The 11,057-nt window shown below is 57.5% G+C and carries 10 protein-coding genes; 4 read left to right on the top strand and 6 right to left on the bottom strand.

Going from position 1 to position 11,057, the window contains the following annotated elements; genetic code table 11:
* Positions 1 to 86 precede the first annotated feature (86 nt).
* Genes cysD through ACLL9E_RS09685 form a run of 3 tightly spaced genes read left to right on the top strand, consistent with a single transcriptional unit; the run spans position 87 to position 3,639 of the window.
* The gene (cysD, locus tag ACLL9E_RS09675; RefSeq protein ID WP_411291522.1) at positions 87 to 1,001 is read left to right on the top strand and encodes a sulfate adenylyltransferase subunit CysD; all 915 of its coding nucleotides are present in this window, start codon (positions 87 to 89) and stop codon (positions 999 to 1,001) included.
* Positions 1,001 to 2,917, top strand: a complete 1,917-nt coding sequence (gene cysN / locus ACLL9E_RS09680; RefSeq protein WP_411291523.1) for a sulfate adenylyltransferase subunit CysN — start codon at positions 1,001 to 1,003, stop codon at positions 2,915 to 2,917. Before cysD ends, cysN begins: the two co-directional genes overlap by 1 nt.
* Positions 2,914 to 3,639: a 3'(2'),5'-bisphosphate nucleotidase CysQ gene (locus ACLL9E_RS09685; protein ID WP_411291524.1), complete on the top strand. Its 726-nt coding sequence runs from the start codon at positions 2,914 to 2,916 to the stop codon at positions 3,637 to 3,639. The genes cysN and ACLL9E_RS09685 overlap by 4 nt, the downstream gene beginning before the upstream one ends.
* Here the strand turns inward: ACLL9E_RS09685 and ACLL9E_RS09690 are convergent.
* Positions 3,636 to 5,195 (bottom strand): fatty acid--CoA ligase, encoded by a 1,560-nt coding sequence (locus ACLL9E_RS09690; RefSeq protein WP_411291525.1) that lies wholly within the window; start codon positions 5,193 to 5,195, stop codon positions 3,636 to 3,638. The two genes, ACLL9E_RS09685 and ACLL9E_RS09690, sit on opposite strands and share 4 nt — an antisense overlap.
* Before the next feature lie 128 nt (positions 5,196 to 5,323).
* Between ACLL9E_RS09690 and ACLL9E_RS09695 the strand changes: the two genes are divergently transcribed.
* Positions 5,324 to 6,499 carry a hypothetical protein gene (locus ACLL9E_RS09695; protein ID WP_411291526.1) on the top strand — a complete coding sequence of 392 codons (1,176 nt, stop codon included), beginning with the start codon at positions 5,324 to 5,326 and terminating at the stop codon, positions 6,497 to 6,499.
* On the opposite strand, the gene ACLL9E_RS09700 is transcribed toward ACLL9E_RS09695, so the two are convergent.
* The 5 genes from ACLL9E_RS09700 to ACLL9E_RS09720 all read right to left on the bottom strand — a co-directional run.
* On the bottom strand, positions 6,496 to 7,125 hold the full coding sequence (locus ACLL9E_RS09700) for a DUF938 domain-containing protein (protein ID WP_411291527.1): 630 nt from the start codon (positions 7,123 to 7,125) through the stop codon (positions 6,496 to 6,498). The genes ACLL9E_RS09695 and ACLL9E_RS09700 overlap by 4 nt on opposite strands.
* Positions 7,122 to 8,690 carry an aminomethyl-transferring glycine dehydrogenase subunit GcvPB gene (gene gcvPB, locus ACLL9E_RS09705; RefSeq protein ID WP_411291528.1) on the bottom strand — a complete coding sequence of 523 codons (1,569 nt, stop codon included), beginning with the start codon at positions 8,688 to 8,690 and terminating at the stop codon, positions 7,122 to 7,124. Before gcvPB ends, ACLL9E_RS09700 begins: the two co-directional genes overlap by 4 nt.
* Positions 8,687 to 10,045 (bottom strand): aminomethyl-transferring glycine dehydrogenase subunit GcvPA, encoded by a 1,359-nt coding sequence (gene gcvPA, locus ACLL9E_RS09710; RefSeq protein WP_411291529.1) that lies wholly within the window; start codon positions 10,043 to 10,045, stop codon positions 8,687 to 8,689. The genes gcvPB and gcvPA overlap by 4 nt, the downstream gene beginning before the upstream one ends.
* A gap of 38 nt (positions 10,046 to 10,083) precedes the next feature.
* On the bottom strand, positions 10,084 to 10,455 hold the full coding sequence (gcvH, locus tag ACLL9E_RS09715; protein ID WP_411291530.1) for a glycine cleavage system protein GcvH: 372 nt from the start codon (positions 10,453 to 10,455) through the stop codon (positions 10,084 to 10,086).
* Positions 10,452 to 11,057, bottom strand: a 606-nt coding sequence (locus ACLL9E_RS09720) for a glycine cleavage T C-terminal barrel domain-containing protein (RefSeq protein WP_411291531.1), incomplete at its 5' end; no start/stop codon positions are given. The genes ACLL9E_RS09720 and gcvH, both read right to left, overlap by 4 nt.

The raw sequence follows: 11,057 nt of genomic DNA on the forward strand, positions 1-11,057 counted from the left end.
GCCTAGGCAAAGGCACAAGTAGAACTTGAGTTGTTGCAAGCCTTTGCTGCTTGCGGCGCGCTGGTCTATGCGTAAGTAACTCGGCCATGTTACGCGACCTGACCCACCTTCAACGGCTCGAAGCCGAGAGCATCCACATCATGCGTGAAGTGGTGGCCGAGGCTGAACGGCCAGTCATGCTGTATTCAGTGGGCAAAGACAGCGCGGTGATGCTGCATCTGGCACGCAAGGCCTTTTTCCCAGCGCCGCCGCCCTTCCCCTTGTTGCATGTCGACACGACGTGGAAATTCAGCGCCATGTATGATCTGCGGGAAAAAGCCGCGCGCGACGCTGGCATGGAGCTTTTAATCTGGCAAAACCCTGATGCCCAAGCGCAGGGCATCAACCCGTTTGACCATGGCCCGCTTCATACCGACATGTGGAAAACCGAAGGGCTGAAACAGGCCCTCAACCATCATGGATTTGACGCAGCCTTTGGTGGCGCGCGGCGTGACGAGGAAAAAAGCCGGGCGAAGGAACGGGTGTTCAGCTTTCGCTCCGAAGCACATCGCTGGGACCCCAAAAACCAGCGGCCAGAGCTTTGGAATCTGTATAATGCCCGAAAAAATCGCGGCGAAAGCATGCGGGTTTTCCCAATATCCAATTGGACCGAGCTTGATATCTGGCAATATATCCAGCTCAACGAGATCGAGATTGTCCCGCTCTATTTCAGCGCGCCACGCCCGACCTACGAATGGGACGGACAATTGTTCATGGCCGATGATCTTCCCCGCTTGGAACGTGTCCTTGGCCGGACGGTAAACATTGTAGAACGATCGGTGCGTTTTCGCACTTTGGGCTGCTTTCCCCTAACTGGCGCGGTCGAAAGCGAAGCTGCCACGCTGAATGAGGTCATTCAGGAAATGCTCCTGACCACATCATCGGAACGACAGGGCCGCGTTATTGACAAGGATTCGGGCGACGGGTCGATGGAAAAGAAAAAGCAGGAGGGCTATTTCTGATGCCCCCCATATATGAAACCGACGCGTTGATTGCCGAAGATATCGAAGCCTATTTAACGCAGCACCAGCACAAAGGCCTGCTGCGGTTCATCACCTGCGGCTCGGTCGATGACGGCAAATCGACGCTCATCGGGCGCTTGCTCTATGATTCAAAGATGATCTTTGAAGACCAGCTCGCAGCGCTTGAAGCGGACAGCAAGCGGATCGGAACGCAAGGGCAGGAAATCGACTTTGCCTTGCTGGTCGATGGCTTAGCTGCCGAACGTGAGCAGGGTATTACCATCGACGTAGCCTATCGATTCTTCACGACGGAGAAGCGCAAGTTCATCGTCGCCGACACGCCCGGGCACGAGCAATATACGCGCAACATGGTCACCGGCGCATCGACCGCAGACCTCGCGGTCATATTGATTGATGCGCGCAAGGGTGTGCTGACCCAGACGCGGCGGCATAGCTACTTAGCGCATCTGCTCGGCATTCGGAACATCGTGCTTGCCGTGAACAAGATGGATCTCGTTGGCTATGACGCCGCACGCTACGATGAAATTGTTGCTGATTATAAGAGCTTTGCAGATGGTATCGGAGTAAAATCCTTCACTGCAATTCCGATATCCGGGTTTAAGGGTGACAATATCGCCAGCGTGTCGCCCAACACGCCTTGGTATGATGGCGTAACGTTAATCGATCACCTGGAAACCGTCGAGCTTGATGTTCGTGCCGATCAGGCAAAGCCGTTTCGCTTGCCGGTGCAGTGGGTCAATCGGCCCAACCTAGATTTCCGTGGGTTTGCGGGACAGATCGCTAGCGGGTCTATCCAGACAGGCGAACCGGTGCGCATTTTGCCAAGTGGCAAAACGTCAACTGTGGCGCGTATCGTCACGCTGGATGGGGATCTGGAGGTCGCTGTAGCCGGGCAATCCGTCACTTTAACGCTCACCGATGAAATCGACTGTTCGCGCGGCGATGTCATTGCGGCAGCAGACGACCCGCCGGAGCTTGCCGACCAGTTTGAGGCGAACATTGTTTGGCTTTCGGAAGATGCCATGATCCCGGGCAGATCCTATTGGATGAAGCTTGGGACGCAGTCCGTTTCTGCCACGGTGCAAGCCCCCAAATATCAGATCAACGTCAATAACATGGAGCATCTGGCGGCCAAGACGCTCGATCTCAACGCTATCGGCGTTGCAGAAATGACCACTGACCGGCCAATCATATTTGAAGCTTATGCTGACAACCGGACCCTTGGCGGCTTCATTCTGATAGACAAGATGACCAATGCCACGGTCGCCGCAGGTATGCTGAACTTCAGCCTGCGGCGCGCGCAGAATGTGCACTGGCAGGCGATTGATATCAGCCGCGAGGCGCATGCCCGGCAAAAGGGGCAATCGCCAAAGCTTCTCTGGTTTACGGGACTGTCCGGTTCGGGCAAATCTACCATCGCTAATCTTGTAGAGAAGAAATTGTTCGCGCTTGGGCGGCACAGCTTCCTGCTCGATGGTGACAATGTCAGGCATGGCCTGAACAAGGATTTGGGTTTCACCGATACCGACCGGATTGAGAATATCCGCCGCGTTGGCGAAGTTGCCAAGCTGATGACCGATGCCGGATTAATTGTCCTGACGGCATTCATTTCTCCATTTCGAGCGGAACGCGATATGGTGCGCGCGTTGATGCCAGCCGGCGACTTTATAGAAATATTTGTCGACACCCCATTGGCAGACGCCGAAAAGCGCGACATGAAAGGTCTGTATAGGAAGGCGCGTAGCGGGGCGCTGAAGAACTTTACAGGCATCGACAGCCCGTATGAACGGCCCGATGCACCTGAGATGCGAATCGACACGACTACGACGTCCCCCGAACAGGCGGCGGAGGCAATTGTAGAGCGCGTTATTGGCGTCTGGAGCCACGACCTGTGACCGATGCCGAGCTTTGCGCGCATTTGGCCACACACGCTGGGCGGTTGTTGCATGACCTGCAAATTTCCGGACGGTTTACGGGCAAAGCATTGGGTGACGAGGGCGATACCCGCGCCAACGCCTATCTATGCGAAGCTTTGCGCCGCGAACGCCCTGCCGATGCCCTGCTTTCCGAAGAGGAGCAGGATTGCACTGACCGTTGCGATGTCGACCGTGTTTGGATCGTCGATCCGCTCGACGGCACGCGCGAATATAGCGAAGGCCGAAGTGATTGGGCGGTGCATGTCGCGCTCGCGGTCGGCGGCGTGGCCAAGGCGGGAGCGGTAGCACTGCCCGCGATGAACATGACTCTGCGGTCTGACAATCCGCTGGCATTGGCTGTTGCCAACCACCCGCCACGTATGGTGGTCAGCCGGACTCGTCCCGCTGCCGAGGCCATTGCGGTGGCAGAAATCCTGAGCGCCGAGTTGGTACCCATGGGGTCCGCTGGCGCCAAGGCCATGGCAGTGGTGCGCGGCGAAGCGGACATTTACCTCCACACCGGCGGCCAATATGAATGGGACAATTGCGCGCCCGTTGCTGTCGCGCAGGCCGCTGGCTTGCATTGCTCGCGCATCGATGGATCCCCGATGCTCTATAATGCGCGCAACCCTTATCTGCCCGATCTGCTGATTTGCCGGACGGAACTCGTCCCCAGTATCATGGCGGCCTTAAAAGCTTAGTTCACCTGTCGATCGTAGCCAGCCCAATAAGGCGCGCGTAAGTCCTTGCGCAGGATTTTGCCGGACGCGTTGCGCGGCAACGCTGCGATCACATCCACTGAACGTGGCACCTTGAACCCCGCTATGCGTTCGCGCGCCCACGCCATGATGCTTTCCGGATCAACATCTGCACCGGGTTTTGGCACGCAAACCGCCTTGACTGCCTCCCCCCATTTATCGTCGGGCACGCCGATCACTGCAACCTCAAGCACATCGGGATGCCCATAAATCGCGCTCTCAACTTCGGCAGGGTAGACATTTTCGCCGCCCGTAATGATCATATCCTTCACGCGGTCATGGATATATAGATAGCCGTCCTCATCCAGATATCCGGCGTCTCCGGTTTTGATCCAGCCACCATCGGCAACGGTTCCCTTCGTTGCGTCAGGCAAGTTCCAGTAGCCGATCATATTGTTTGAGGATCGCGTCCAGATTTCGCCGACTTCGCCAATAGGTACATCTTGTCCTGCGCCATCAACCACCCGCAATTCCACACCTGGCAACGGCTTGCCCGCTGAGCGCATCCGTTTATTGCCATTGGGGTCATGGTCCTCAGGCGGGAGCATGCAGATCGTGCCGGTCGTCTCAGTCATGCCATAGACCTGAATGAACTCGGCGCGAAAAACGTCCATGCATTGCCGCAAAAGCTCAAGCGGGATTGGCGCAGCGCCATACAGAATATATTTAAGCCGGCTATAATCGACATCGCGGCATCGGGGATGGTTGACCATCATCTGCAAAGCCGCAGGAACGATGAACAACCGCGTGGCACCGCCCGTTTCGATGGCATCAAATACCGAATCTGGGGTAAACTCCGCTTGCACCAGAGCCGGTAGTCCGGACGCCATTGCCATAATGCCAAGCCCCGTTCCGCCAATATGCGCGCAGGGCATGGCGATGAGAACGACCTCGTCATCATCCCATTTGCTATACGCATGGTCGGAGTCCGCACCCTGTTTGCGCAACGCAAACAAATTGCGGTTCGATAGAACTGCGCCTTTGGGATTGCCCGTCGTCCCCGATGTATAAAGTTGCAGCACTGCGTCGTCGGGACCAGCGGGTTCAAAGGCGCGATGTACGGTAGATTCAATCATGTGGCGGGCCTCGGCCTCGCCGATAACCCGTTTGACGGTCGAAATCTGATCGGCAAGTGCCAACACGCCGACTTCAAATCCCTGCCCTGCGAACAAGATGCGCGCTTCGGTATCCTTGGCAATATAAGCCCATTCAGCAGGCGCAAGACGCCACCCAATCGGCACCATCACAATCCCGACGCGCGCCGCTCCATAGAAAAGCGCAAAGTACAGGTCGCTGTTCTTGCCGATCCAGGCGATCCGGTCGCCTTTTTTGAGACCCAACCCAAGCAACATCGTCACGATCTTTGCGGTGCGTTCTTCCAACTGAGCGTAAGTGAAGTGGCGGTCGTCCTGCGAAAGAGCCGACCAATCCGGCCGCTCCGTCGCCCAATGCGTCAGAAATCCGTCAAAACTTACAATGTCGAAACTGGCCACTGCCATAATGCTCTCTCCCAACACTGGCCTGTCGTTCGCAGTAGCCTAATGTATTTTGTCGAGAGATTATAGCGGCATGTCAATAAACTGCTTATAGTTGCGACGATTACTCTTTTGTCTGCAAGGATTCCCCCATGTTGAAAAAATACCATTTGACCGCAATCCTTCTGCTCGCAGGCGTCAGCGCACCATCCATGGCTCAAGACGACGCCAAGCGCGAAATCGTCGTCACCGCGCGATCGTTGAAAGATACAGCGGCCGATCTGAAAGCGTGCATCGCGCGCAAATGTCCGCCTGATCAAGATATCAAAGCGACGCTGGCGCATGCGGAAAACCAGTTTGTTGAAGGTGATTATCGCGATGCACGGGCGACATTGGCCAATGCACTTGGCCGGAACCGTAAGCATAAAGGCCAATATCCCGTCGAGGTGTCAGACCTCCTTCGGGCGAACGGGAATGTCGCGGCGCATCTGGGTGAATCCGATATCTACCGGCTTTCTGTGCTGGACATGCGCGACACGTTAAAAGGGGCATTGAAGCCGAACGATTACCGCGTGTTCGGTGCCGAAATTGAAGTCGCAGATTCCCGGTTAAAGCTTGGCTATCTTGAAGAAGCGAGCGACAAATATCTCGAGATTGAACGGCGCGCGCTGACGATGGGTCTACCGCAGGTTGCCGCCGTTGCCCGGCTGCGCGATTTATCGCTTCGCGTCCAGCGCGCCGAGACCGAGAAAACGGCTTTCCGCCGGAATGATGCTACGAGCGCCATTGACCAATTTCTTAAGGAACCCACTGGCGGCGCGGAGGAGTTTAAGATCGTCGCTGAAGTTTTGAAATCACGCATGGATCGCAACGGCGGCAACAGCGAAACCACGGACAAGCTTATCGCGCGTTATGCAGCGATGGGAGGAACCGAACGTCCTGTATTGCTCCACTCGAAGCCGATCGAAATGAACGAGGCACAAGCCGCGCGGGCAATGGCAGGCGGCAGCGACCTGAACCGGTTGGGGACTCAGGTTGTCGAAAAGCGCTGGGTCGATATCGGCTTTTGGATTAGCGCCGATGGCAAGGTCGACGAGCCTGAAATCCTGCGCAGCGAGGGCGGCACGGGTTGGACCGACGTTGTCCTGAAATCCATAAAGACAAGGATTTATGCGCCTTTAAAGGTTGAAAAAGCAGGAACAACGCCGGGCATATACGCCATCGAACGCTATTCGCTGACCGCCCAATATGAAAATGACGTCACCGGCACACGGATAAGGCAGCGTTCCCCGATTGCAAAAATCGAGCGGACTGACCTGACCAGTTAACGCCGAAAGACCAAGGAAAGGTTGTTGGCTGGCATCGGGATGATTTGGTCGAGGGTCAATCCGGCATCGCGCGCAACATCGGCCAGATCCTCAACGTAGCGCAGGCCCCAGTCGGTATTTTGTTGCCGAAGGGACGCATCGAATGCTGCATTGCTTTCGGCCAGCGAAACAGAATGCTGACGGAAGGGTCCGTAGATGTAAAGCGGCGCGGACGGTGCAAGGATCTGCGCTGCGCCGTGCAGGAGACCGACGGTGGCCACCCAGGGGCTAATGTGAGCCATGTTGATGCAGACAATCGCGTCAGCGCGCGCGATTGGCCAGTCGGCCGATGCATCCAGCAACATCGCGGGCAGCACATTCGTGGCGTTTTCGTCCAAGCGCCACGCATCAATTGATGCAATTGCAATGGGGTCAGGATCGCTTGGCTGCCATGTCAGTGCTGGAAACATTTTGGCAAAGTGCACCGCGTGCTCACCTGTCCCGCTTGCGATTTCAAGCACCAGCCCGTCAATCGGCAGCAACGTCGCTAGCGTATTTCCAATGACATCGCGATTGCGTTCGGTTGCTGGCGCGTGTCGTTTGACCTCCGCGCCAGCGTTAAAAACGAACGGCTGCGGGTCGCTCACTCGGCCGCAACTGCCTGTTCGGGCTCATGCCACACCAGCACGGGTTTGCGCGCAGCCTGCGTTTCATCAAGTCGGCGGCGCGGGGCGTGATGCGGCGCAGACTTCAGCGACGGATCGCCAGCCTTTGCCCGTTCGGCCACGCTGCGTAGCGCGCCAATAAACTGGTCAAGTGTTGCCATGCTTTCGGTCTCGGTTGGCTCGACCAGCATCGCGCCGTGCACAACAAGCGGGAAATAGACCGTCATTGGGTGATACCCCTCGTCAATCAGGCCTTTGGCGATATCCAGCGTGGAAAATCCTTCGGACATGCCATTGTCGCTGAACAATGCCTCATGCATGCACGGACCGCTGTCGGCGAACGGAGCTTCAAGAACATCTTCGAGGCTGCGCAGGATATAATTGGCGTTCAGCACGGCATCTTCGGCGACTTGGCGCAAGCCATCGGCACCGTGCGACATGATGTAGGAAAGCGCTCGCGTGAACATACCCATCTGGCCATGGAACGCGACCATGCGGCCGAAGGTCGATTCATGATGTTCGCCGTAGGTTTCTTCTTCAACCAGCAGATAATGGTCGCCGTCCCTATCGACGAACGGTAACGGCGCGTAAGGCGCCAGCGCTTCGGAGAGCACCACTGGCCCCGAACCTGGTCCACCGCCACCGTGCGGCGTCGAGAATGTCTTGTGCAGGTTGATGTGCATGGCATCGACACCAAGATCACCCGGACGCACGCGGCCAACAATCGCGTTGAAGTTTGCGCCATCGCAATAGACGTACCCGCCTGCCGCATGCACCGCGTCCGAGATCTCGCGCAAGTCACGCTCGAACAGGCCACAAGTGTTGGGGTTGGTAATCATGACGCCAGCCACATCGGGTCCAAGGCGCGCCTTCAGCGCCGCCAGATCAACGCGGCCTTCCGACGTTGCTGGGATATTTTCGACTGCATATCCCGCAAACGCTGCTGTCGCGGGGTTGGTGCCATGCGCACTTTCGGGGCACAATATGACCGAGCGGGCATCGCCGCGCGCGGTCAGTGCGGCGCGAATGGCGAGGATACCGCACAATTCGCCATGCGCACCAGCCTTGGGCGACATCGCAACCGCTTTCATGCCGGTCAACGTAATCAGCCAATGTGCAAGCTCATGAATAACGCCAAGCGCGCCTTGCACGGTCTCAACGGGCTGCAGCGGATGGATATCGGCAAAGCCAGCCATCCGCGCGACCTTTTCATTCAGCCGCGGATTGTGCTTCATCGTGCAGCTGCCCAGCGGGAAGAAGCCAAGATCGATCGCATAATTCTGACGGCTGAGGCGGGTGTAATGCCGCACCGTTTCTGGCTCGGACAGGCCCGGTAGACCAATGTCGCGATGCCGCTCCAGATTGCCAAGACGCGACGCAACCTTTGGTGCATCCGCAAGATCAACGCCGGTCGTGCCAGCAGTGCCGATCTCAAAGATCAGCGCTTCTTCAAGCATCAGTGCCTTATTGCCCGTGAAGGTCGCTGGGCGGGTATCGCCGGCGTTGCCCATTTCGGGTTTCCAGCCGCTTTGGTTAAGGACGTTCATGCCAAAATCTCCTGCAATGCGACGGCGAATGTTTCAACATCCTCGCTCGTCGCAACTTCTGTGACAGCAACAACAAGGCCATTAGAAAGCGCGTCTGCGCCCGGGTACAATCGCCCCAACGACACGCCGCCAAGTATCTTGCGATCAGCGAGCGCCCGCACCACTGGCCGCGCTTCCTTGGGAAGCGTCAGCGTGAATTCGTTGAAGAAGCTGTCATTCACCAGTTTGACCCCTGCGATCTGCGTAAGCCGGTCTGCCGCCTGAACCGCGAGCGCGTGGTTAAGCTGCGCCAAGCCGCGCAACCCCTTCTCGCCAAGCAAGGTCAGATGCACACTGAAGGCCAGTGCGCAAAGACCTGAATTGGTGCAGATATTCGACGTCGCCTTTTCCCGGCGGATATGCTGTTCGCGCGTTGACAGCGTCAGAACGAAACCGCGCTTCCCTTCCGCATCGACGGTTTCACCGCACAAACGACCGGGCATCTGGCGCACGAATTTTTCCTTGCAAGCGAACAGGCCGACATAAGGTCCGCCAAATTGCAGGCCAACGCCAAGCGATTGCCCCTCACCCACGACAATGTCCGCGCCCATTTCGCCGGGCGACTTGATCGAACCCAAGGCAACAGGCTCGGTCACAACCGCAATCAGCAGAGCCCCATGCTCATGTGCTTTGGCGGCAATTGCGGACAGATCCTCAATACGGCCCAAGATATCAGGATATTGGACCACCACGCAGCTTGTCTCGCCGTCGATGGCATCAAGCAAACGCGCGCTGTCGGTCGCAGCGGAAAGCTCGGGCACGGCAGTGTCAAGCGTGTCGCCCGTATATTGTGCCATGGTTTTGGCAACGCTGACATAATGCGGGTGAAGCCCAGACGAGAGCACTGCCTTTGTCCGCTTGGTAATCCGGCCAGCCATGCCGATGGCTTCCCAGCATGCAGTTGAGCCATCATACATCGACGCATTGGCAACATCGCAGCCAAACAGCCGTGCAACCTGCGTTTGGAACTCAAACAGCATTTGCAGCGTGCCCTGCGCGATTTCGGGCTGATAGGGCGTGTAGGCCGTCAGGAACTCACCGCGCTGGATGATATGGTCGACACTTGCCGGCACATGGTGCTTGTACGCGCCAGCGCCCAGAAAAAATGGATGGTGCGACGCCGTCATGTTCTTGCGCGCAAGCGTGGAGAAATGCCGCTCAACCGCCATTTCGCTGGCATGGTTCGGCAGGCCGCGAATAGGCCCGTCCAATTGCGCCTGAACAGGTACATCCACGAACAGATCATCAATCGACTTGGCCCCGATGACGCCAAGCATTGCCTGCCGGTCTGATGGGGTTAGCGGTAAATAACGCATTTCATTCTCCATGGCCCGCTTATTGCGGACTGATAAACTTAAAGCCCGTCTACGAACGCCTGATACGCCACATCATCCATGAGGCTGTCGAGTTCGCTGGTGTCGCTCAGTGTCAGCTTGAAGAACCAGCCTTCTCCTTCGGGGTCGCTGTTCACCAGCGCTGGGTCACCTTCGAGCGCGTCATTGCCCTCGATGACGGTGCCGCTGACGGGTGCATACACGTCGGATGCAGCCTTGACCGATTCCACAACAGCTGCGTCACCGCCTTTTTTCAAGGTCGCGCCAACCGCAGGCACTTCAGCGAACACGATGTCGCCCAACTGCCCTTGTGCGTAATTGGTGATACCCACCGTGGCGCTGTCGCCGTCAACTTCGATCCACTCATGATCTTCGGTGAAATAACGCGTCATGTGCTGGCTCCTTTGCGATGATATTGATGTGTGACGAAGGGTAAGGATGAAACGGTAACGGCAACGCGTTTGCCGCGCACCTCGGCCTCAAGCGCGGTGCCCGCATCATACTGGCCAGCCGCGACATACCCCATGGCAATCGGCGCGCCGACGCTTGGGCCAAAGCCACCTGAGGTAATGACACCGACTTGCGCAGTACCTGCAAAGATCGGGGCGCCTTCGCGTACCGGCATCTTGCCTTCGACCGAAAGCCCGACCAGCTTTCGCGCAGGGCCATTGGCCAAAGCGCTCAGTATGCGCTCCGCCCCGGCAAACCCGCCTTCGGCGCGGCGGCGTTTGGAGATAGCAAAGGCTGCGTTGGCCTCAACCGGCTCCACGTCGGGGTTCATGTCATGACCATAAAGCGGCAGACCAGCCTCCAACCGAAGCGAATCGCGCGCGCCAAGGCCAATGGGTTTGACTTCCGCCTGCGCGCAAATCTCGTCGGCCAGCTTCTGCGCGTGGGTTGCGGGTACCGAGATTTCGAAGCCATCCTCCCCGGTGTAACCGGAACGGCTGATCCAGAGCGGCTCGGGATCAGCCGTTCCGGTTACACCGGGGAG

Origin of the sequence: Sphingorhabdus sp. (assembly GCF_046596595.1) — a bacterium.
Classification (GTDB): domain Bacteria; phylum Pseudomonadota; class Alphaproteobacteria; order Sphingomonadales; family Sphingomonadaceae; genus Sphingorhabdus_B.

Excerpts from the sequence above, each read along its gene's own strand:
- cysN (WP_411291523.1), top strand. The coding sequence starts at position 1,001 with ATGCCCCCCATATATGAAACCGACGCGTTGATTGCCGAAGATATCGAA.
- gcvPA (WP_411291529.1), bottom strand. The coding sequence starts at position 10,045 with ATGCGTTATTTACCGCTAACCCCATCAGACCGGCAGGCAATGCTTGGC.
- ACLL9E_RS09690 (WP_411291525.1), bottom strand. The coding sequence starts at position 5,195 with ATGGCAGTGGCCAGTTTCGACATTGTAAGTTTTGACGGATTTCTGACG.
- gcvH (WP_411291530.1), bottom strand. The coding sequence starts at position 10,455 with ATGACGCGTTATTTCACCGAAGATCATGAGTGGATCGAAGTTGACGGC.
- ACLL9E_RS09695 (WP_411291526.1), top strand. The coding sequence starts at position 5,324 with ATGTTGAAAAAATACCATTTGACCGCAATCCTTCTGCTCGCAGGCGTC.
- gcvPB (WP_411291528.1), bottom strand. The coding sequence starts at position 8,690 with ATGAACGTCCTTAACCAAAGCGGCTGGAAACCCGAAATGGGCAACGCC.
- cysD (WP_411291522.1), top strand. The coding sequence starts at position 87 with ATGTTACGCGACCTGACCCACCTTCAACGGCTCGAAGCCGAGAGCATC.